The organism is Vreelandella sp. EE27 (genome assembly GCF_968206495.1).
Genome location: NZ_OZ309109.1, coordinates 3,369,412 through 3,390,179, shown reverse-complemented (window position 1 = coordinate 3,390,179; position 20,768 = coordinate 3,369,412). Strand labels below are relative to the sequence as shown.

Genomic DNA, 20,768 nt, shown 5'->3' with positions numbered 1-20,768 from the left:
ATGGATCATGTTGATGACGATAGCAGGTCAACCAGGATTGGTAACGAGGAGACCATCAGCATGGGTACTAGTCTTCTACCGGTGGGGCAGCTCTCTCCAGGCAATGACTTGGGCGGCTATATTCAAGCGGTTAACGGCATCTCCGTACTCACCGTCGAGGAGGAGCGCGAGCTTGCGTTCCGCCTTCACGACGACGGTGATCTCGAAGCGGCGCGGCGTCTGGTCATGTCGCACCTGCGCTTTGTGGTACACATCGCGCGCAGCTACTCGGGCTACGGGTTGGCCCAGGCCGACCTGATCCAGGAAGGCAACGTAGGCCTGATGAAGGCCGTCAAGCGCTTCGACCCCAATCAGGGCGTGCGCCTGGTCTCCTTCGCGGTTCACTGGATCAAGGCCGAGATTCACGAGTTCGTGCTGCGCAACTGGCGGATCGTCAAGATCGCCACGACCAAAGCGCAGCGCAAGCTGTTCTTCAACCTGCGTAGCGCCAAAAAGCGCTTGGCCTGGTTGAACAACGACGAAGTCGATGCGATTGCCAAGGATCTGGACGTCAAACCCGAGATCGTGCGCGATATGGAAGGCCGCCTTTCGGCGTTCGACGCGGGCTTCGACGCCTCGCCAAGCGACGACGAAGATAGCCCCTACCAGTCCCCGTCGCAGTTTCTCGACGACGCCACCCTCGACCCGGCCACCCAGCTCGAGGACAGCGACTTCGAAGAGGACTCCACGCGCCGTCTTCAGGGCGCGCTCAAGGAGCTCGACGAGCGCTCCAGGGACATCCTTCAGCGCCGTTGGCTGACCGATGACAAGTCGACGCTTCACGACCTGGCCGATGTCTACGGCGTGAGCGCCGAGCGTATCCGCCAGCTCGAAAAGAACGCCATGAAAAAGCTTCGTCTGAAAATGGGTGAGGGCGTGGCAGCCTAGGGCGGCGCTGAAAGCCCCCGAAAAGAACAGCGCTTGAAATGCAAAGTCCTTGAAATACAAAGCCCTTGAAATAAAAAGCCCCGGCTCATCGCCGGGGCTTTTTTATGCGCTCAAAACGCGGTTAGGCGGGCTGGGCGATCTCTCGTAAAAGCCCGCTTGCGATCAGCGGCCACTGGTCCTCCCAGTACTCGGTGGGGGCGCGCTTGAAATCGCTGCGCACGTACTGCGATATGCGCCCCTCGGCCTGGGTAATCAGCAGGTTCGCCGCCGCCGAGGCGGTAATCGTCGGGCGAAGTCCTTCGCGGATCTCGGCCTCGCGCAGAATCTGCTTGAACTGGGTTTCCAGACGCTCGAACAGCTGATGAACACGCTGTCGCAGGCGGGCGGTTTCGCCGGTCAGGACATCGCCGCCGAGCACCCGGGCAAGCCCGGGGTTTTTCTCGGCAAAGCCCAGCAGCAGCGAGAGAATCGTCGCGCAGCGGCGCTCGGCTTCGGGAATGTCCTCGAGAATGCGCGTAATGCGCGCGAACACGTTCTCTTCGATATAGTCGATCAAGCCTTCGAACATCCGCGCCTTGCTCGGAAAGTGGCGGTAGAGCGCCGCCTCGGACACGCCGACCTGGCGGGCCAGGGCAGCGGTGGTGATGCGCTTGCCGCTGTCCTCTTCGAGCATGATGGCCAGTGCCTGCAGGATCTGTTCGCGGCGGCGAGGTTTATTGTCATCGCTCATGGTGCTGATCCCTTGTGCTTAGCCTGCGTCACTGATCAAGGTGCCCACGCCTGCCTTGGTGAATATCTCGAGCAGGATGGCGTGAGGCACGCGGCCGTCGACGATCTGCGCACTGACGACGCCGCCTTTTACGGCGTCCAGCGCGCAGCGTATTTTCGGCAGCATCCCGCCGTGGATCGTGCCATCGGCGATCAGCTCGTCGACCTGGCGCGTCGTCAGCCCGGTCAGCACCTCGCCTTTGCCGTTCATCAGCCCCGCCACGTTGGTCAACAGCATCAGCTTTTCGGCGCTGAGCGCCTCGGCGAGCTTGCCCGCCACCAAATCGGCGTTGATGTTATAGCTGTGGCCCGCATCGTCCACGCCGATCGGCGCGATCACGGGAATGAAATCGCGCTGGGCGAGCATTTCGATCAGGTCGGTGGAGATCGACTCGACCTCGCCGACGTGGCCGATATCGATGATCTCCGGGGCGGTCATTTCCGGGCTTTTATGCTCGACCTTGAGCTGGCGGGCACGAATCTGGGCGCCGTCCTTGCCGGTCAGCCCGATCGCCTTGCCGCCGCTTTGGTTGATCAAATTGACGATGCTTTTATTGACCAGCCCTCCCAGCACCATTTCGACGACGTCCATGGTCTCGGCGTCGGTGACGCGCATCCCGTTGACGAAGCGCGACTCGATGTTGAGTTTTTCCAAAAGGCTTCCGATTTGCGGGCCGCCGCCGTGAACCACCACCGGGTTGATGCCGACCTCTTTCATCAGCACGATGTCGCGGGCGAAGGAGTTGATCAGCGTGTCTTCGGTCATGGCGTTGCCGCCATACTTCACGACGACCGTTTTGCCGGAAAATTGCTGAATATAGGGAAGCGCTTCGGACAGCACCTCCACGACGACCCGGGGGTCGTGGGTGTTCGCATTCATTGCTTTATCCCTTGCGTTGATTTTTTAGCGGCGCTTGGGCCTTTATGGCGCGCTTTTAAAGCGCGCTCTGTGTGACGCGATAGGCTAACGGATGGGGCCGGTATCGAGCGCGGGGGCGGCGCGGGCAAGCGCACGGGCAAAGCGCGCTTGTATATCGGCCAGGGCCGCTTCGCTCTCCCCTTCGAAGCGAAGCACCAGCGCCGGCGTGGTGTTCGACGCCCGGCAAAGCCCAAAGCCTTCCGGATAGTCCACGCGTATGCCGTCGATCGTGGTCTTGATACCTTCGCCGAAGTCGCCATCTCTGGCAAGCACTTCCACCAGGCCAAACTTTTCTTCATCCGCCACCGGCAGGTTGATCTCTGGCGTGCTGAATTCCTGGGGAAAACGCTCAAATAGCGCATCCGCATCAAGGGGGCTGGCCGCCAGAATCTCCAAAAGGCGGGCGGCGGCGTAGAGGCCGTCGTCGAAGCCGTACCAGCGCTCCTTGAAGAAAATGTGCCCGCTCATTTCGCCCCCCAGCTGCGCCCCGGTTTCGATCATGCGCGCCTTGATCAGCGAATGCCCGGTGCGCCACATCTCCGGCTCGCCGCCGGCGTCCAGAATGACGCGCGGAAGGGTGCGGCTGCACTTGATGTCGAACACCACCCCGGCGCCCGGGTGGCGGGTGAGCATGTCGGTGGCGAACAGCGCCAGAAGATGATCCGGGTAGATCATGCGCCCGCGCGGCGTCACCACACCCAGCCGGTCGCCGTCACCGTCGAAGGCAAGTCCTATATCCGCGCCGCGCCGCTCGACCTCCTCGATCAACGAGACGAGGTTCTCCGGCTTGCCAGGGTCCGGGTGGTGATTGGGAAAGTGGCCATCGATCTCGTCGAAAAGCGGCGTGGTCTGAACGCCGAGCCGGCGGATCAGCTCGGGGCCGAGCTCGCCGGCCACGCCGTTGCCGCAGTCCACGACGGCATGTAGCGGGCGCGTCACGCTCACATCGCCAAGAATGCGCTCGAGATACGCCGCGCGTACGTCGACTTCACGGTAGCGGCCTTCGCCTTCATCGAGCGCACCATCGACGATGCGCTGGTAGAGCGCGGTGATGGTGTCGCTGGAGAGCGTCTCGCCGCCCAGTACGATCTTGAAGCCGTTGTACGCCGGCGGGTTGTGGCTGCCGGTGACCATCACCCCGGAGCGGCCCACCCCCAGCGTATGAGTGGCAAAATAGAGCACCGGTGTCGGCACCATGCCGATATCGACGACGTCGGCACCGGCGCTCAAAAGTCCCGTGATGAGCGCCTTTTGTAGCCGCGGCCCGGAAAGGCGCCCGTCCCGGGCGACGATGACCGTACGCTCGCCCCGGGCAGCGGCCGCGCTGCCAATCGCCTGGCCGATCAGCGCGGTGGTCGCCTCGGTCAGGGTGTCATCGACGACGCCGCGTATATCGTAGGCGCGAAATATCGAAGCGGGTACCGTCATGGTCGAACTCCTTACTGGCTGCCGGTGCTGCCAAAGCCGCCGCTGCCGCGCACACTGTCCTCGAAACTATCGACGACCTCGAGCGTGGCCTGAACCACCGGCACCAAAACATACTGGGCCAGCCGGTCGAACGGCTCGAGCGTGAAGCTCGCCTGGCCGCGGTTCCATACCGAGATCATCAGCTCCCCCTGGTAGTCCGAATCGATCAAGCCCACCAGGTTGCCCAGCACGATGCCGTGCTTATGGCCAAGCCCGGAGCGGGGCAGAATCATGCCGGCAAGGCCGGGGTCTTCGATATGGATCGCAAGCCCGGTCGGGATCAGCTCGCAATCCCCCGGGGCCAGCGTCAGCGGGGCGTCGAGCAGGGCGCGCAGGTCCATACCCGCCGCACCTTCGGAGCCGTAGGTGGGCAGGTAGTCCAGCATGCGCTCATCGAGCACCTTGCACTTCAAGGGGGGGCGGCTCATGGGGCGGCTCCAGCGGTTGAATCGGTCAGGGAAAGCGCTTTTTCGATAATCAAACGAGCCAGCGCCGTTTTGGGTTGGGGTGGGGCGCTGAGCTGGTCAGTGCCCTCGGGGGCGCGCCAGACGAGCAGCGCGGCATTGTCGTCGCTGCCAAAGCCCAGGCCTTGTTGCGCGACGTCGTTGGCCACCACCAGGTCGAGGTTCTTGCGCGCAAGCTTGTCCCGGGCGTAGTGAGCCACGTCCCGGGTTTCGGCGGCAAAACCCACCACGAAGGGGCGCGCCTCCTTCGGCAGCGCCGCGACCTCGGCGATAATATCCGGATTTTTCACCAGGGTGATCGTGAGCGTGTCGCTGTCGTCGGTTTTCTTCAACTTATGCTCGGCGGCGTGCTCGGCGCGGTAGTCCGCCACCGCCGCGCAGCCGATGAAAAGCGCCGCCTGGGAGGCGAGTTCGAGCGCTTGTTGGTGCATTTCGAGGGCGCTTTCGACGTCGATACGGGTAACGCCGGCCGGGGTGGGCAGGTTCACCGGCCCACTGATCAGCGTCACCCGAAAACCCGCCTCGAAAGCGGCGGCGGCTAACGCATAGCCCATCTTTCCCGAGCTATGGTTGGAGAGATAGCGCACCGGGTCGAGCGCCTCACGCGTGGGGCCGGCGGTAATCACCACGTGGGGGCGGTGCGCTTGCGCAAACGCTGGCGGGGCGCTCATGCGCTTGGCGAGCGCCTCGACGATTTCGTCGGGCTCGCTCATGCGCCCGGGGCCCACGTCGCCGCAGGCCTGCTCGCCGGCGGCGGGTCCAATCACCTGCCACTGATCCGCCTCGAGCATCCGGGCGTTGCGCTGGCTGGCCGGGTGGCGCCACATCGCCTGGTTCATCGCCGGGGCAATCAGCCTTGGCGCCTCGCAGGCAAGGCTTAGCGTGGTCAGCAGGTCGTCGGCCAGGCCATGGACCAGGCGGGCGATCAAATCCGCCGTGGCCGGCGCGATCAAGAGCGCATCCGCCCAGCGGGCCAGTTCGATATGGCCCATGCCGGCCTCGGCGTCCGGGTCTAAAAGCGAGGTTCTCACCGCCTCGCCGCTAAGCGCCTGTAGGGTTAGCGGGGTGATGAACGCCTGGGCGCCGTCGGTCAGCACCACGCGCACCTCACCGCCGGCCTGCTTGATGAGCCGAATGATCTGGGCACTTTTGTAGGCGGCAATGCCGGCGCTGACGCCCAGCAGGATGCGCTTGCCTGCCAGCGGCGAACCCGCCAAGGGCTGTATCGAAGCCATAACACTCCCCAGGAACAACGCCTGAATAAGTCAAAAGCCGGGCGCTTCAAGGCCCGCTCCAAAGGGGCTCACCATACCATTTGGCGGCGCGTTTTGGCATGCTCGACCCCGAGGGTAAAAGCCAGGTATAGTGAGCTTTATGGAGTGGCGATTAAACAACACACGGCCGCCACGGGGAGGGGACGATGGGGATCAATCATTGGCCGGAGGGCGAGCGTCCGCGAGAAAAGCTTTTAACGCTGGGTGCCCAGGCACTTTCCGATGCCGAGCTGCTGGCGATTTTTTTGCGGGTAGGGGTCAAGGGGCGCTCCGCGGTGGATCTGGCGCGGGACCTGCTCACTCGCTTTGGGGGCTTACGGCCTTTGCTGGAGTCCGACCAGGGCGCCTTTTGTCAGGCCCACGGGTTAGGGGCGGCCAAGTTTGCCCAGCTACAGGCCACGCTTGAGCTTTCCAGGCGCCATTTGGCGTCTCAGCTTGCCCGGGGCAATGCCTTGACCTCGCCGTCGCTTGTACGCCACTACCTGCGCTCCCAGCTACGGCATCTCGGTCACGAGGAGTTCGCGGTACTTTTTTTGGATACCCAGCACCGAATCATTCGCTATGAAGCGCTGTTTCGCGGTACCCTAGACAGCGCATCGGTGTACCCCCGCGATGTTGCCAAACGCGCCCTGGAACTCAACGCGGGCGCGGTGATTTTGGCCCACAACCACCCTTCCGGGGTGGCCGAGCCCAGCGACGCTGACCGACGCATCACCGAGCGCTTGACGCAAGCGCTAGGGCTTTTCGATGTTCGCGTGCTGGATCACTTCGTGGTGGGGGACGGCGATGTAATCTCTTTTGCCGAGCGCGGCTGGCTTTAAAAGGCCTGGCGTCTTCCCGTTTAAAGGGCCTTTTTGACCCTTTTGGCACGCTTTTGCTTGCTGTTGGCCGGGTGCTCTGGTATAAAGTGCCACCTTTAAACTTGGGTTGAATAACGGATTCGGGTAAAGCCAAGCCTTCACGGGCGTCGACTTCCTCCCTGCTCCGGTTTGCCCGACAGTTTTGAACACTCAGGCTTATGTCCTGGCCAAGCGGTTGGAGGCTCTCATGTCCAAAGTATGTCAGGTTACCGGCAAGCGTCCGGTAACTGGTAATAACGTATCACACTCCCAGCGTAAGACGCGTCGTCGTTTCTTGCCGAACCTTCACACGCACCGTTTTTGGGTCGAATCCGAAAACCGTTTCGTGAAGCTGTGCGTCTCTTCCAAGGGCATGCGCATCATCGACAAGAAAGGTATCGAAACGGTACTGGCCGACATCCGTAAAAACGGCAGCACTATCTAAGCCGCTTTTGCACCGACTTTTTTGGGAGAATGAACCATGCGCGACAAGATTCGTTTGGTGTCCAGTGCCGGTACAGGCCACTTCTACACCACCGACAAGAACAAGCGGAACACCCCGGACAAGTTCGAATTCAAGAAATTCGACCCGGTCATCCGCAAGCACGTTATCTACAAGGAAGCGAAGATCAAGTAATTTCGATTACGCTGATCGGCTTTCACCGCAGGCATATGCCTGTTGAAAACCCGGCCCTCAAAGCCGGGTTTTTGCGTGCATGGCGCTATTAAAGCGGCCGTGCGCCCCGAGGTATTGGGGCATTTTTCGACGAAAGGTTTTGCCACCACAGGTTGTTGCCATGCCCGAGCTGCCCGAGGTTGAAACCACCCGTTTGGGGATAGCGCCCTATATCGAGGGCCAGGAGATTACCGAGGTGCTGGTGCGCAACCGCCGCCTTCGCGTACCGGTGCCCGAGGATTTCGAAACGCGCCTGATCGGCGCGCGGGTAGGCAGCGTTGCACGCCGGGCCAAGTATTTGCGCATACCGCTTGCAGGCGCGGCCGGTGATGCAACGCTTTTGTGGCACCTTGGGATGTCCGGGAGCCTGCGTGTTGCCCGGGTCGGCGATATCCCCAAAAAGCACGACCACGTGGACCTAGTGACCGCCGATGGCTTCGTGCTTCGCTATCACGACCCGCGCCGCTTTGGCTTCGTCGATTGGCAGTACGGCGACGGCACCCATGACCCCCGGCTGGCCCATCTGGGCCCGGAGCCGCTCGGTGAGGCCTTCAACGGCGAGTGGCTCTACACGCTTTCAAGACACAAGCGCGTGGCGGTCAAACCGTTTTTGATGGATAACCGCGTGGTGGTCGGGGCGGGCAATATCTACGCGGCCGAAGCGCTTTTCATCGCGGGGATCGATCCGCGCCGCGCCGCCGGGCGTATCTCGCGTAAGCGTTATGAGGACTTGGCGTTAGCGGTCAAGGAGGTGCTGGCCGCCGCCATCACCCAGGGCGGCACCACGCTTCGCGATTTTGTCAGCGGCCAGGGCGAGCCTGGCTACTTTGCCCAGCGGCTCAACGTTTACGGGCGCCAGGAGCTGCCCTGCCGGCGCTGTGGACAGCCACTCAAACGTATCATCCTGGGACAGCGCGCCAGCGTTTTCTGCCCGGGGTGTCAGCGCTAAACTTAACCCTACGCTTTGCCGATGCTTTTGGAGACACCTGTGACCCAACGCCTGCGCTTGAATAAAAATGCCGACCGCCGCTTGAAGGCGGGACATCTATGGATCTACTCCAACGAGGTGGATACCAAAGAAACACCGCTCAAGGAGTTCGCCGCTGGCGAAGCCGCGCTGATCGAGGCCTCCAACGGCAAGGCCATTGGCGTGGCCTACGTGAATCCGCACTCGCTGATCTGCGCGCGCATCATGTCCCGCGACCCGGAAATGCGCCTGGACCGGTCCCTGTTCGTCCACCGCTTCAACCAGGCGCTGGCGCTGCGTCAGCGCATGTTCGATAAGCCCTTTTACCGCTTGATTCACGGCGAAGGGGACCTTCTGCCCGGGCTTGTGATCGACCGTTTTGGCGATGTGCTGGTCGTCCAGCTCAATACCGCCGGTATGCAGGCGCTTTCCGAGGAGATCGTCGACGCCCTCGAGAAGGTCATCAAGCCCGAAGTGATCGTATTCCGTAACGACACCGGCGGCCGCCGCCAGGAAGGTCTCGAGGCCCAGGTCGAAGTGGTCAAGGGCACGCTTCCCGACGAAGTGCTGATCGAGGAGAACGGCGCGCGCTTCGTGGTACCGGTGTTGAACGGCCAAAAAACCGGCTGGTTTTATGATCACCGGGTCAACCGGGCGTGGCTCAACGGCCAGGTGGCGGGCAAGCGCGTGCTGGACGTATTCAGCTACGTGGGCGGCTGGGGCGTGCAGGCGGCGGCCAGCGGTGCAAGCGAGGTGCTGTGCGTGGATAGCTCCAGCGCGGCCCTCGAGCAGGTGGCGCGCAACGCCGAGCTCAACGGCGTACACGAGCAGGTGGCCATTGGTGAAGGCGACGCGTTCGAGGCGCTCGCCGCGCTCAAGGCCGAGGGCGAGCAGTTCGACGTGGTGATTCTCGACCCGCCGGCGTTCATCAAAAAGCGCAAGGACATCCCCAACGGCGAGCGCGCCTATGCCCGCCTGAATCGCGAAGCGATGCGCCTTTTGGGCCGCGACGGGCTTTTGCTCTCGGCCTCGTGCTCGATGCACCTGGCCCAGGATCGGCTGGTCGACGTGGTGCGGGGCGCGGTGCGCCACCAGGACCGTCACGGCCAGGTGATCTACCAGGGCCACCAGGGCCCGGACCACCCGGTACACCCGGCCATTCCCGAGACCTCGTACCTCAAGGCGCTGGGTGTGCGCGTTTACCGCGACTAAGCAATAGGCCACCATGGTGCCAGGTCGGCGGAGTAAGGAGCGATGATGGAGTGGGTACTGCCAAAGCCGTTCGTGCTGGATATCACCGTTGACGCGCGCGCCATCGATGCCTACCAGCACGTCAACAACAGCGAGTATCTGCGCTGGGTCGAGCAAATCAGCTGGGCCCACTCCGAGGCGCTGGGCCTCGATCTGGCGCGCTACCGGGCGCTCGATAGGGCCATGGTGGTACACCGCCACGAGCTCGACTACCTAGCCCCGGCGTTCGAAAATGATGCGCTACAGCTGGCCACCTGGATCGTCGAGTGCGACGGGCGTTTCAGCCTGACCCGGCGGTTTCAGCTCAAGCGCAAGGCGGACGACAAAACCCTGCTCAACGCCCGCACCCGCTTTGTGTGCGCTGCCCTGTCGAACGGGCGGCCCAAGCGCCTGCCCGACGAGTATCAGCGCATCTACGGGGCGGCCATCATCGAAGAGTAGCGTGGAAGGGTCGCCTGTGAGAGGAGCTCGGAAAATTAGCGTGGATTTTGCTGTGAAAGCATCGTTTACGCGGTAATTTTCTACTGAAAAACGCCTTTAACGGCGTTTTTCTTGTTTTGGGGCCAGATTCTGGCGGTACGGCCTGACTGTGCTGTAATGAAGGAAGATAACCCGATTCCTTCACGAGGCCTGCCATGCATATCGCCGTTCCCAAAGAGATCAAAAACCACGAGTATCGCGTTGCCCTGACCCCCACCGGTGCCCGCGAGCTTGCCGGGCGCGGCCATACGGTCAGCGTTCAGCAGGCCGCCGGCGAAGGCGCCGGGTTTGCGGACGGCGATTTCGAGGCGGCGGGGGCGCGCATCGAAACCGACGTCGAGGCGCTTTGGCAAAACGCCGAGCTGATTCTGAAGGTGAAGGAGCCTCAACCCGAGGAGGTCGCGCGCTTGAAGCCCGGCCAGACGCTTTTCACCTACCTGCACCTGGCCGCCGAGAAGACGCTGACCCAAGGGTTGATCGAAAGCGGCGCGACCTGCATTGCGTATGAAACCATCGTCGATGGTAAAGGCGGGCTGCCGCTTTTAGCACCCATGAGCACCGTGGCCGGGCGCATGGCGGTTCAGGCGGGCGCCCACAGCCTCGAGAAAGCCCAGGGCGGCGCCGGGGTGCTGCTACCCGGCGTGCCCGGCGTCGCGCCGGGTAAGGTAACGGTGATCGGCGGCGGCGTGGTGGGCGAAAACGCCGCGCGCATGGCGCTTGGCCTCGGCGCGGACGTCACCATTCTGGACCGCTCCATTCCCCGGCTGGAGACCCTGGACGACCGCTACCAGGGGCGCATCAAAACGGTCTACTCCACCGCGGATGCGCTGGATGAAGCCGCCAGGACCTCGGACATGATCATCGGCGCGGTGCTGATCCCGGGGGCGGCGGCGCCCAAGCTGATCACCCGTAAGATGCTTGCAAGCATGAAACCCGGTAGCGTACTGGTGGATGTCGCCATCGACCAGGGCGGCTGTTTCGAGACCAGCCGGCCCACCACCCACGCCGAGCCGACCTATATCGTCGATGGCATCGTTCACTACTGCGTGGCGAACATGCCCGGGGCGGTAGCGCGCACCTCCACCCTTGGCCTGACCAACGCCACGCTACCCTTCGTACTGGCGCTGGCGGACAAGGGCTGGCAGCAGGCGCTCAGAGACGACGACCACTTCGCGGCAGGGCTCAACGTGCACGCCGGCAAGCTTACCTACAAGGCGGTCGCCGAGGCCTTCGGCCTCGAGTACGTCGCCAGCGGGCCGCTACTCGGCGCCTAGCCCGGGGCGTTTCATGGCCAGGCGTTTGCTGGCAATACGTTTTAAGGGCAAGGCTTAGGGTCTGTCTGAAAAATCGACGAGCGAAGACAAGACAAGGCAAAAATTGGCGAAAAAACGGAGTTTACACGTGTAAATGAGTATTTTGATCGGACTCGCGCGCGAGCCAATTTTTAACGCCGTATTGTCGAGCGCAGGCACTTTTCAGACAGAGCCTAGTAGTGCGGGGGCACATCGTCTTCAGGGCGGTGTGCCTCTTCGTTCGATGAGTCGTTGAAAGCCTGATGCTGCTCGCGCAGCCGGTCGCGCATTAACGTGCTTAGCTGCTCGAGCTTTTCCAGGCGGCGCTCCTGCTGGGCGACGGCCTGGTCGAGGGTGTCCAGCCAATGCTCCTGGTAGGCGAGCTTGCTTTCCAGCGTCTCCAGCCGTTGGCTGAGCTCGGCAGGCGATAATTCATTTAGCATGATAAGATCAATACCTTGTAGTGTATGCTCGACACGGTTGACCCGCCCGGCGTTAAAAAATCGATGTGGCGCTTGCGTTTATCGCGTTACGGGCGGGTTGCTATAATCGTTTCGTGTATTTTCCTTTGTTTGTTACTCCTACAACAAGAGAGCTTTTACTATCTATGAATCCAAAAGTTGTTGTGCGTTGTTTATTGATCAGTGTATTACTCGCAGCTCCTACGCCGCTGCTGTTGGCAGGTCTTGTTCATTTAACCGATGCGCCGCTGGCTGAACAGTGGCTTTCAGAACTTGCCATTATCGGCACGACCGGCGTGTATGTTGCGGTAGCGCTGGGTAGCTTTATCGTTTTGCTGGTCGGCACCCTGGCGGCGGCGGCATTTGCACCGCCGGTCGTGGTCAATGCCGATGCCGTTCGCGCTGAACCGGCCCGGCCCAAAGCCGCGCCGCGTCAAGAGCCGGCCGACGAGGAGCCGGAGGATGTGATCGACCCCAACGACGGGCGTGAAGAGGGCGAGGTCAAGTGGTTCAATACCAATAAAGGCTACGGCTTCATTACCCGTGATAACGGCGAGGACGTGTTCGTTCACTTTCGCGCCATTCGCGGGCGCGGGCCGCGCATGCTGGCCGAAGGCCAGATCGTGCGCTACAACGTGATTCAAAACGACCGCGGGCTACAGGCCGACGATGTAAGCATCATCGAATCCTGAACGCCCTTTAAAGTAGCCTCGCTTCAAACCACAGGCCCCGCTATCGCGGGGCCTGTGGCGTTTTGGGCTAGCGTCCGGAGTCTGGCCAAGCGATGCGCGCTTGCTGGCCGTCGGGCAGTACCTGCCAAAAGGCGTCCGGGTCGTCGCCGGGGCTCCAGCCGCCCAGCGAGCAGCGCACTTCGGTTTCAAGCGCCTCTGCGGCGGCCTGGGCGCAGGCCTGGTCGTTCTCCCAGGGCGTATGGGCGCTGTCAAACCAAAGGCTTGCGAAGCCATCGGCGGTTTTGTCCATTACCAGTACAGGAATCACTTCCCCTTGGCGTGCGCCGCGGGTTCGCCACTGGTGCTTACCCGCCGGGGCCAGCGGCGCGGCATCGATGACGTGGCCAAGCCAGGCGTTCAGCCGCTCCAGGTCGAGCTTGGCGATGTATACTTCGATATCGGGAAAGCGCTCACTCATCGGTCGTCCTCGCGGGCGTTGGCGGGCGTGAACAGCGCACCCAGCGTTGCCTCGTAGATGCGGCTGAGGGTCTCCAGGTCGCTTGCGCGCACGCGCTCGTTCGCCTTGTGAATCGTGTCGTTGAGCGGGCCGAGCTCGACCACCTGGGCGCCCAGGGTGGCAATGAAGCGCCCGTCCGAGGTGCCGCCACTGGTGGAGAGCGTCGGCGCAGAGCCGGTTATCTCGCTAACCCCCTGCATCACCGCGTCCACCAGCGCGCCTTCGGCGGTCAAAAACGGCTCGCCGTTGAGCGTCCACTCGATGTGAACGTCGAGCCCGAAGCGTGCCAGAATCGCCTCGGTACGCGCCTTCAGCGTTTCGCTGGTCACCTCGGTGGAGTAGCGGAAGTTGAACACCACCTCGATCTCGCCGGGAATCACGTTGGTGGCCCCGGTGCCGGCGCGAAAGTTCGATATCTGAAAGCTGGTCGCGGGGAAGAAATCGTTGCCCGCATCCCAGTGCTCGGCCACCAAGGCGTCGAGCGCCGGCAGCGCCTGGTGGATCGGGTTTTGCGCCAGGTGCGGGTAGGCGACGTGGCCCTGCACGCCCTTGACGTGCAGCACGCCGCCGAGTGATCCGCGCCGGCCGTTTTTGATCACATCGCCAAGTAAAGCGGTGGAGGAGGGCTCGCCGACGATGCAGTAGTCCAGCCGTTCGTTGCGCTCACGAAGGTGCTCGACCACCGCCTTGGTGCCGTCGATGGCCGGGCCTTCTTCGTCGGCGGTGATCAAAAACGCAATGCGCCCGGGGTGGTCCGGGTAGCGGGCGACAAAGCGCTCCACGGCGGTGACCATCGCCGCCAGGCTGCCTTTCATGTCTGCCGCGCCGCGCCCGCAAAGCATCCCTTGATCATCGATACAGGGCGTAAAGGGCGCGAACTCCCAGCTGGTGTGCGGGCCGCTGGGCACCACGTCGGTGTGGCCGGCGAAGGCCAGCACCGGGCCGTGATGGCCGCGCACCGCCCAGAAGTTTTCCACGTCGCCAAAAGGCAGGCGCTCGATATGAAAATCGAGCGCCTCGAGGCGCTCGATGAGCACGGCCTGGCAGCCCTCGTCGTCCGGGGTGACCGAGGCACGGCCCAGCAGATCGAAGGCGAGCGCGAGCGTGGGCGATAGCCCCTCCGGCTCAGTTATGGGCATGCAGCGCCTCGTTCAGCGCAACCGCACTCTTATTGGTCAAGCACTCGACGCGCCCGGTTTGCGAATTACGCCGCAATAGCAGGTCGTTTAGACCGGCCAGTTCGCGCCCGGCGACAACGCCGGCATCGTTTTTCTGGTCATCGAGCAGCGTGACCTTGGTGCCGGCGGTAATGTAAAGCCCCGCTTCCACCGTGCAGCGATCCCCCAGCGGAATGCCGATACCCGCGTTGGCGCCGATCAGGCAGCCTTCGCCGACCTTGATGACGATATTACCGCCGCCGGAGAGCGTGCCCATGGTAGAGCAGCCGCCGCCGAGATCCGAGCCTTTACCCACGAACACGCCCGCGGCGATACGTCCTTCGATCATGCCCGGGCCTTCGGTGCCGGCGTTGAAGTTGACGAACCCTTCGTGCATGACCGTGGTGCCTTCACCCAGATACGCGCCCAGGCGCACCCGGGCGGTGTCGCCGATGCGCACGCCGCTGGGTACCACGTAGTCGGTCATTTTCGGGAACTTGTCGACGCAGTCCACGGAAAGCGGCTGGCCGGCCAGGCGCGCTTTCAAACGCCGCGCGGGCAGCTCTTCGATATCGATCGCACCTTCGCTCGACCAGGCGATGTTGCGCAGCAGGCCGAACATCCCGGTCAGGTCGAGCCCGTGAGCTTTGACCAGGCGGTGCGAGAGCAGGTGCAGCTTTAGGTATACCTCCGGGGCGCTTTGCGGCGGCTGGTCGGTGTCGATGAACATGGCGACCAGCGGGCGCTTGCTGTCGGCAAGGGACTCGGCAATCGCCGCCTGCTCCGCGTCGCCGGCGTCCTTCAAGGCGCTGGCAAGACGCTGGCAGTCCTCGGGCAAAAAGCTGATCGCTTGCGTGCCTTGCGGGGCGTCCAACGCCTTCTGGGCGGCGGCCACCAGGCTTTCGGCGGGGTTGAAAAGCGGGGCCGGGTAGTAGATTTCCAGCCAGTCGCCTTTAGTGTTTTGCGTGCCGATTCCAAGCGCGAAGCTCAGCATAAAGCGTCTTCCTTTCAAGTGTGTCGATATCTAACGGTGTGCGTACCAGTAAGGTGTTACTGGGTGAACCCGTTACTGGGTAATAGTGTCGTAATCGCCCTCTTTGTAGCCTACCAGGATCTGGTGGCTATCGAGTTCGAGAAGCGGGCGCTTTAAAAGCGTCGGGTGCTTGAGAATGAGCTCGCGCCCGGAGGTCGCGTCGATATCCTCTTTTTCCTCTTCCGGCAGTTCGCGCCAGGTTTTACTTTGCTTGTTGATCGCCTTCAACAGCGGGATCTGTTCGAGGATATGCTCCAAAAGGGGCGCCGAGAGGCCGTCCTTGCGCAGGTCGTGGGTCTTGAAGGCCAGGCCTTTTTCGTCCAACGCCTTGCGCGCTTTACGGCAGGTATCGCAATTGTCGATTACATAAAGCGTTAGCATAAAGTCGTCTCCTTGAGCGTCGTGGCGGTTGTCGTTGGGGGTTGCTCGACGCAGCTAGCCTTGCTCGATCATCCGGCGCAGGCGGTGCGCCGCCTCGAGCGTGGGTGCTAACTCGGCGACCAGCGCCAGGCGCAGCCGACCCGCGCCCGGGTTGTGGCCGTTGGCATCGGCGCGGCCCATCAAACTGCCCGGCAGCACGCTTACGTGCTCTTCGCGAAACAGGCGCTGCATGAAAGCGATGTCGTCACCGCCGGGCACGGCGGGCCAAAGGTAAAAGCTTGCCTCGGGCGTGGGAAAATCCATCACCGGGGCCAGCACCTCGGTTACGGCGCTGAATTTTTCTCGATACGCGTCGCGGTTGGCGCGCACGTGCGCCTCGTCCTGCCAGGCCGCGATCGAGGCGTGTTGAAGCGGCAGCGACATGGCCGAGCCGTGGTAGGTGCGGTAGCGCTTGAACGGGGCCAGAAGTTCGGCGTCGCCGGCCACGAACCCGGAGCGAAGCCCCGGCAGGTTCGAGCGCTTGGAGAGCGAGTGAAACACCACGCAGCGGCGATAATCAAAACGGCCAAGCTCGGCGCAGGCTTGCAATAGCCCCGGGGGCGGCGTGTCTTCGTCGAGATAGAGCTCGGAGTAGCACTCGTCTGATGCGATGATGAAATCGTGCTCGTCGGCCAGTTCGATCAGCTGTTTGAACTCGGCAAGCGGGGTGACCGCGCCGGTGGGGTTGCCCGGCGAGCAGATAAACACGATCTGAACGTCTTGCCAGGTGGCGGCGTCCACCTGGGAGAAATCCGGGCGAAAGCCGTTTTCCGCGGTGCAGGCCAGGTAGTGCGGCTCGCCGCCAGCGAGCAGCGTCGCGCCTTCGTAAATCTGATAAAACGGATTGGGCACCGCGACTTTGGCTGGCCGGCTGCGATCGAGGGCGGCTTGCACGAAGGCGAAGATCGCCTCGCGGGTACCGTTGACCGGAACGATCTCGCGATCCGCGTCCAGGCCTGTAAGGTGGAAGCGCCTGGTTGCCCAGTTGGCGATGCTTTCACGAAGCTCCAGAAGACCGTTGGTCGCCGGGTAGCGGGCCATTTCGTGCTGATGCGCCGTTAGCGCCTCCAGCGCCCCCTTGAACGGGGCATGCTGGGGCTCGCCGATGGTGAGCGCAATGGGATCGAGCTCGGCGGGGGGGGGCAGCCCCTTTTTCAGCGTGGCCAGCTTCTCGAACGGATAGGGATGCAGCGCGTTAAGATCAGGATTCATGGCGGGTCCGTGGCGGGCCTGGGCGGCGGCTGAAAATTGTCAGCTACCGATTATAGGCAACCCCCAGGGCTTGCTCAAACATACCGGGAAATAAGCATCCGCCAAACGGGTCACGCCCAGGCCGCCTCATTACGCCTCGAGGAGGCCTCAAAGATAGGTGATGGTGTAGCCGCGCACCCAGGGGCGGCCGCTGTCGTCTTTGTGGGGGGGCAGGTACAGGTTACCGATTCTGACCTGGGGCACGATGGGGTCGTTGGCCTGGAGGCAGACGTGAAGCAGGTAGCGCGGGCTTCGCGACGGGGCCGGGTGGGCCTCGTACGCCCAGTGGCCGTAGTTCGTTCCCGGCAGGGGTTGCCAGGGCGCGCTTTCCGGCGCGTCGCAGCCGCCACGCCAGGCACCGGGAAGCCAGCTATGGGTGATCGACTGCTCCACCTGCTCGCCCAGCCGCGCCAACACCATAGCGTGGGGGGCGTCGGTGTCGACGCGCATTGCCGCGCGGGCTGCCTCCGCCGCCCAGTGCTGAAACGACAAGCGCGCGACGGCCGGCAGGGCAAATGCGAAAGCGCCGTACACCAGGGTGAAAAACAGCAGGAAGATGGCCGCGAACTCGATCGCCACGGCGCCGCGCTGTTGGGCCTTAATAGGCAATCGAGGGCACCCCGCAGTTGGTGGAGTGAAGGTGGACCTCGGTCTGGCCAAGCGTTACGCCCAGTGCCCCGGGCAACTGCGTACTCACCAGCGTTCCCACACCGGTCAGGCTGGGTTTCACCGAGCGCAGCAGCGGCCCCAGCACATGACACACGCTGCCCGTGCAGACCCCGGTAGTGTTGGCGGCGTCAGCCACGATCAGCGCGTCTCGTACGTTGATCATCTCCAGCGGTGGGTTGCTCTTGGCCCTGAGCAGTTGGAACAAGTTGTTTCTCAGGCAGGCGTTCCAGTTTGTGCGCGAGTTACGGGTCCAGCCACAGGCTTGGTAAGGGGAGCCTAGTATCGGTATGGCCACCGTACCGAGTACGCCGGGTCTATAATTAGCGTAGTTTCTAAAGGCTTCGGCAAAGCGTAGTTGCGGACAGATACCCAGCGGGCAGAGGATCGGACCAAGCGGCGCGCCGACGACGACAAAGTCATTGGTGAGAATGGGGATCTGGGCCGGGCCGCTGACGATGCTCGATGAAATTCCTCTCAGCGTCAGGGAAAGCACATCTTCGATGTGATAAAAGCCACTGCTGTCTTTCGTCGCCTCCAGGTATTGCGTGGCCAACTGCTGGAGTAGAACGTCTTGCGACTTGTCGCCAACGCTGAACGGCCCTTCTTGGCGCTGAGGCGGGCGGAAAAATCCGGCCAGAATGTCCAACAAATCGCCGACCAGGTGATTGACCTTTGTGCCTAACGCCAGCGCGTCGGGTTGAATCGTGCGTTTTTCCGTGGCGCGCATATCGGGCAGAAGGGCCTGGTGACGAAGGCCGTTGATATGTGAGCGCCCTGCGAGCATGGGCTGGCTGAAAAGCCTTAAAAACTCGGTGTTTTCGAGCCGCGCGGCGCAGCTTTGGGGCCCCGGCGCTGCGCCTGGCGCAGCCAAATTCCCCACGCAGGCCTCCAGGGTCGAGGTCGTTACCGCAATATCGGCGGTGGGCGTATCGAACTGGCACTGTAGCCGGGTGAGCTCGGCCTGGGCCGAGCCAAGATCGAGGGTGATCGGGAAATTGACTCGTACGCCCAGCAGCCCGGAAAAGGGGCCGAGCGGTGCCAGACCCGCGGTATCGAGTTTGACGTCGAGCCTGAGCTGGCCGCCCGGCACCTGGCTGCCCGCCGGCCCAATGGCGATCACCGGTGCCGAGACCATTCGGGCCGCTACCTCGAGGCCGAAAAGCCCGTGGCTTTCAAGCGCAATCGTCTGCTCGCGGGTGCCGGTCAGCAGCGCCACGGCCAAGAGCTCGGCCAGGTTCACGCGGCTTTCGAGTACCGCGCGGGTGCTGTTCACGGCGTCCCGCTTTAGCTCGATCAGCCCGGTGGCGTCGCTTCCCAGTAGTTTCAGCTTGACCTGGCCAAGCCGCGGGTTGGCGGCGATCGCGCGGCCAAAGGCGCGAAGCGAGGCGCGCAAGCTCTCATCGTCGACGTTCCGGGCCATCGCGTCGATCAACTGGGCAAGCGTCAACGAGGCAAGCCTTTGATCGGTGAGCGCGATCAGCTCCAGGGACGTCATACGCGACAACTCCATGATGCTGGTCTCGATACCGAGCGCTTTGAAAAGCCCCAGCGGGCTTACGTAGGTGCTGGCAACGCCGCTTGCGTTGAGAGTCGTCAGATGCGTGGTGTCGACCCCGGCCGCGCGCAAAAAGCGCCCCACCGGTCGTTCTCTTTCCAGGCGCAGAAGTTGGCTGCCGACCGTAAAGGCGGCCACCGCATCGCTTCGCTGGGCGGTCGCGCGGGCAGTGAGCGTGACGTTCTCACCAAGGCCACCACTGACCAGGGCGCCGCCCCGTAGCACGAGACTCGCCGGGGTCGAGCGACTCACCGTGACCTCGACGGCGGCGTGGGGGATCGGCGATACCTGGCGCATCCCGTCCTGGCTTGCAAGCGTCACGCAGCGCAGTGACAGCGCCCTTTGGGCATCCGGCACGAAGCCATGAACGGCGGCGGATTCCAGGGCGAGCGTTTGGGCAAGGGCGGGGGCGCCGGCACAGTAACCCCGCGGCAGGCGGGCAGAGGCCTCCATGGCGGCCATATCGGCCACTTTCTGCAGCTGGCGCTTTTCGAGAAAAAGCCGCCCGGTATCGACCAATAGCGCCATGACCAACAGCAGCGTCATCAGTACGAAGGCCGTCAGGCCACTGATGAAACCGCGCTGATACAAGGGGCTGTGATGGCCAGAAAAAGCCGGGGTCATGTTCACCTGCCTGTTATCAAAACGAAGGAAAACGCTTTTCCGGTGGGTGTGTTCTCACCCAAGGTCACCGCTAATTCGACGGCACGGCCACCTCGAGGGTCCGCAAATAGGCGCGCCCCACTATCTGGTCGGGCAGCGGGGGGAATTGAGCGCCCATCAAACGGATGGGGGGGAGTATGGTGTCCGGTGAAGGGTGATGCAGGCAGACATGCCAGGCGCCTTCCAGGGGGGCGACGGTCAAATAGCGGTCCTGGCTTGCGCAGGGCGCGACCCAGGACGCCGGCATCCATGCGGCGTCGATGATCGAGGCGATATGTGCCGCCGCCTCGTCCTGAGTAGCTTGATGATGGTTTTTCCAAACCAGGCCTTCTCTTAATGCATCCGAGGCCAACTGCTGATAACTGGCACTCAGCAACAACGGCATGGCAAGCCCCAGTGCACCGTAAAAGAGCCCCAGTAGTAAGACGAAGCTCAGTGCAAACTCGATACTGATGGCACCGGTTTGGTGCGCTTTTAAAGTAGGCACGGATATTCAGCCAATATTGGGTTAACCATCACTTTTAACGATTGTTATAAAACGGGCGTTATAACGGTTGCGATAGAGATTTTCCAATTGTTTTCGGGATCGTTTTCCGGGCTTTATCCATCGGTCGGCGGTGTATCGTTACCAATTTTAAGTCCTGTCACGATGTCTTGGAAAAAGACCACGATACCGTCGCCCAGTATTGTGAGAATGGCGATCAGTCCCGCCGCAATCAAACCCGCAATCAGCGCGTACTCGATGGCCGAGGCGCCTTTTTTATCGGTGTGAAGGGTGGTCAGGTAGGTGTAGAGAGAAACGAATGCTTTCATTAGGAATCTCCGATTCAAGTTTTGCGGTGCAGGCCCGCTAGAGGGTTATCGATCGTTTAAGCCATTGTTCAAGAAGCGATATCTATTTATCGTCATCTTGCGCATTTTCATGAGTAATTTTTTACTTCTTTAGATAGTGCTTTTAGTTAAGTGGTTGTTTTATTAGCTAGTTGTTTTAAAGATAAAGCTGAAAGCGTTATGTTTGAGACGCAATCACTCTTTTTCTTTGTTGTC

At 62.3% G+C, this 20,768-nt stretch carries 24 protein-coding genes; 9 read left to right on the top strand and 15 right to left on the bottom strand.

All coding sequences use genetic code 11. The features are described 5' to 3' along the window. Positions 1 to 60 precede the first annotated feature (60 nt). The gene (gene rpoH, locus ACWHVV_RS15895) at positions 61 to 927 is read left to right on the top strand and encodes an RNA polymerase sigma factor RpoH (RefSeq protein ID WP_447927088.1); all 867 of its coding nucleotides are present in this window, start codon (positions 61 to 63) and stop codon (positions 925 to 927) included. Positions 928 to 1,048: 121 nt separating this feature from the next. Here rpoH and slmA read toward each other — a convergent pair whose 3' ends face one another. The 5 genes from slmA to coaBC all read right to left on the bottom strand — a co-directional run bounded on the left by slmA (position 1,049) and on the right by coaBC (position 5,780). Continuing rightward, complete coding sequence (slmA, locus tag ACWHVV_RS15890; RefSeq protein WP_447927087.1) at positions 1,049 to 1,657, bottom strand: nucleoid occlusion factor SlmA; 609 nt, start codon at positions 1,655 to 1,657, stop codon at positions 1,049 to 1,051. A gap of 18 nt (positions 1,658 to 1,675) precedes the next feature. Next, complete coding sequence (argB, locus tag ACWHVV_RS15885) at positions 1,676 to 2,575, bottom strand: acetylglutamate kinase (protein WP_447927086.1); 900 nt, start codon at positions 2,573 to 2,575, stop codon at positions 1,676 to 1,678. An 84-nt stretch (positions 2,576 to 2,659) separates the two neighbouring features. Next, positions 2,660 to 4,042, bottom strand: coding sequence for a phosphomannomutase/phosphoglucomutase (locus ACWHVV_RS15880; RefSeq protein WP_447927085.1), 1,383 nt, complete (start codon positions 4,040 to 4,042; stop codon positions 2,660 to 2,662). A gap of 11 nt (positions 4,043 to 4,053) precedes the next feature. Beyond that, entirely contained in the window at positions 4,054 to 4,509 is a 456-nt protein-coding gene (dut, locus tag ACWHVV_RS15875; RefSeq protein WP_447927084.1) for a dUTP diphosphatase, read from the bottom strand. After that, positions 4,506 to 5,780 carry a bifunctional phosphopantothenoylcysteine decarboxylase/phosphopantothenate--cysteine ligase CoaBC gene (gene coaBC / locus ACWHVV_RS15870; protein WP_447927083.1) on the bottom strand — a complete coding sequence of 425 codons (1,275 nt, stop codon included), beginning with the start codon at positions 5,778 to 5,780 and terminating at the stop codon, positions 4,506 to 4,508. Before coaBC ends, dut begins: the two co-directional genes overlap by 4 nt. Positions 5,781 to 5,965: 185 nt before the next feature. On the opposite strand from coaBC, the gene radC reads away from it, so the two are divergent. From radC to ald, 7 genes are all read left to right on the top strand, one after another. Next, on the top strand, positions 5,966 to 6,640 hold the full coding sequence (gene radC / locus ACWHVV_RS15865) for a RadC family protein (protein WP_447927082.1): 675 nt from the start codon (positions 5,966 to 5,968) through the stop codon (positions 6,638 to 6,640). Positions 6,641 to 6,866: 226 nt separating this feature from the next. Next, positions 6,867 to 7,103 (top strand): 50S ribosomal protein L28, encoded by a 237-nt coding sequence (rpmB, locus tag ACWHVV_RS15860; RefSeq protein ID WP_447529991.1) that lies wholly within the window; start codon positions 6,867 to 6,869, stop codon positions 7,101 to 7,103. A gap of 36 nt (positions 7,104 to 7,139) precedes the next feature. Beyond that, on the top strand, positions 7,140 to 7,295 hold the full coding sequence (gene rpmG / locus ACWHVV_RS15855) for a 50S ribosomal protein L33 (RefSeq protein WP_394582617.1): 156 nt from the start codon (positions 7,140 to 7,142) through the stop codon (positions 7,293 to 7,295). Between the two features lie 160 nt (positions 7,296 to 7,455). Next, a complete protein-coding gene (gene mutM, locus ACWHVV_RS15850; protein ID WP_447927081.1) occupies positions 7,456 to 8,283 on the top strand; it encodes a bifunctional DNA-formamidopyrimidine glycosylase/DNA-(apurinic or apyrimidinic site) lyase in 828 nt (275 codons plus the stop codon). 39 nt (positions 8,284 to 8,322) lie between these two features. Beyond that, positions 8,323 to 9,513 carry a class I SAM-dependent rRNA methyltransferase gene (locus tag ACWHVV_RS15845; RefSeq protein WP_447927080.1) on the top strand — a complete coding sequence of 397 codons (1,191 nt, stop codon included), beginning with the start codon at positions 8,323 to 8,325 and terminating at the stop codon, positions 9,511 to 9,513. A gap of 45 nt (positions 9,514 to 9,558) precedes the next feature. Beyond that, positions 9,559 to 9,993, top strand: a complete 435-nt coding sequence (locus ACWHVV_RS15840; RefSeq protein WP_447929171.1) for an acyl-CoA thioesterase — start codon at positions 9,559 to 9,561, stop codon at positions 9,991 to 9,993. 194 nt (positions 9,994 to 10,187) lie between these two features. Beyond that, positions 10,188 to 11,306: an alanine dehydrogenase gene (ald, locus tag ACWHVV_RS15835; protein ID WP_447927079.1), complete on the top strand. Its 1,119-nt coding sequence runs from the start codon at positions 10,188 to 10,190 to the stop codon at positions 11,304 to 11,306. Positions 11,307 to 11,518: 212 nt separating this feature from the next. Here the strand turns inward: ald and ACWHVV_RS15830 are convergent, their stop codons facing one another. Next, on the bottom strand, positions 11,519 to 11,767 hold the full coding sequence (locus ACWHVV_RS15830; RefSeq protein WP_447927078.1) for a SlyX family protein: 249 nt from the start codon (positions 11,765 to 11,767) through the stop codon (positions 11,519 to 11,521). 164 nt (positions 11,768 to 11,931) lie between these two features. Here ACWHVV_RS15830 and ACWHVV_RS15825 point away from each other — a divergent pair, with 164 nt between their 5' ends. After that, positions 11,932 to 12,477: a cold-shock protein gene (locus ACWHVV_RS15825; RefSeq protein ID WP_447927077.1), complete on the top strand. Its 546-nt coding sequence runs from the start codon at positions 11,932 to 11,934 to the stop codon at positions 12,475 to 12,477. Between the two features lie 67 nt (positions 12,478 to 12,544). Here the strand turns inward: ACWHVV_RS15825 and ACWHVV_RS15820 are convergent, their stop codons facing one another. The 9 genes from ACWHVV_RS15820 to ACWHVV_RS15780 form a co-directional block, all read right to left on the bottom strand. Continuing rightward, positions 12,545 to 12,934, bottom strand: coding sequence for a hypothetical protein (locus ACWHVV_RS15820; RefSeq protein WP_447927076.1), 390 nt, complete (start codon positions 12,932 to 12,934; stop codon positions 12,545 to 12,547). Beyond that, a complete protein-coding gene (gene dapE, locus ACWHVV_RS15815) occupies positions 12,931 to 14,112 on the bottom strand; it encodes a succinyl-diaminopimelate desuccinylase (protein ID WP_447927075.1) in 1,182 nt (393 codons plus the stop codon). Before dapE ends, ACWHVV_RS15820 begins: the two co-directional genes overlap by 4 nt. Beyond that, entirely contained in the window at positions 14,099 to 15,124 is a 1,026-nt protein-coding gene (gene dapD, locus ACWHVV_RS15810; protein WP_447927074.1) for a 2,3,4,5-tetrahydropyridine-2,6-dicarboxylate N-succinyltransferase, read from the bottom strand. Before dapD ends, dapE begins: the two co-directional genes overlap by 14 nt. Before the next feature lie 72 nt (positions 15,125 to 15,196). Continuing rightward, entirely contained in the window at positions 15,197 to 15,544 is a 348-nt protein-coding gene (locus ACWHVV_RS15805) for a Spx/MgsR family RNA polymerase-binding regulatory protein (protein WP_447927073.1), read from the bottom strand. 54 nt (positions 15,545 to 15,598) lie between these two features. Then, positions 15,599 to 16,795 carry a succinyldiaminopimelate transaminase gene (dapC, locus tag ACWHVV_RS15800; RefSeq protein WP_447927072.1) on the bottom strand — a complete coding sequence of 399 codons (1,197 nt, stop codon included), beginning with the start codon at positions 16,793 to 16,795 and terminating at the stop codon, positions 15,599 to 15,601. Between the two features lie 147 nt (positions 16,796 to 16,942). Continuing rightward, a complete protein-coding gene (locus ACWHVV_RS15795; protein WP_447927071.1) occupies positions 16,943 to 17,443 on the bottom strand; it encodes a TadE/TadG family type IV pilus assembly protein in 501 nt (166 codons plus the stop codon). Continuing rightward, positions 17,433 to 19,682 (bottom strand): pilus assembly protein TadG-related protein, encoded by a 2,250-nt coding sequence (locus tag ACWHVV_RS15790; protein WP_447927070.1) that lies wholly within the window; start codon positions 19,680 to 19,682, stop codon positions 17,433 to 17,435. Before ACWHVV_RS15790 ends, ACWHVV_RS15795 begins: the two co-directional genes overlap by 11 nt. Before the next feature lie 70 nt (positions 19,683 to 19,752). Next, complete coding sequence (locus tag ACWHVV_RS15785; protein WP_447927069.1) at positions 19,753 to 20,208, bottom strand: TadE/TadG family type IV pilus assembly protein; 456 nt, start codon at positions 20,206 to 20,208, stop codon at positions 19,753 to 19,755. A 113-nt stretch (positions 20,209 to 20,321) separates the two neighbouring features. Next, on the bottom strand, positions 20,322 to 20,534 hold the full coding sequence (locus ACWHVV_RS15780) for a Flp family type IVb pilin (RefSeq protein WP_447927068.1): 213 nt from the start codon (positions 20,532 to 20,534) through the stop codon (positions 20,322 to 20,324). Between the last annotated feature and the right edge of the window lie 234 nt (positions 20,535 to 20,768).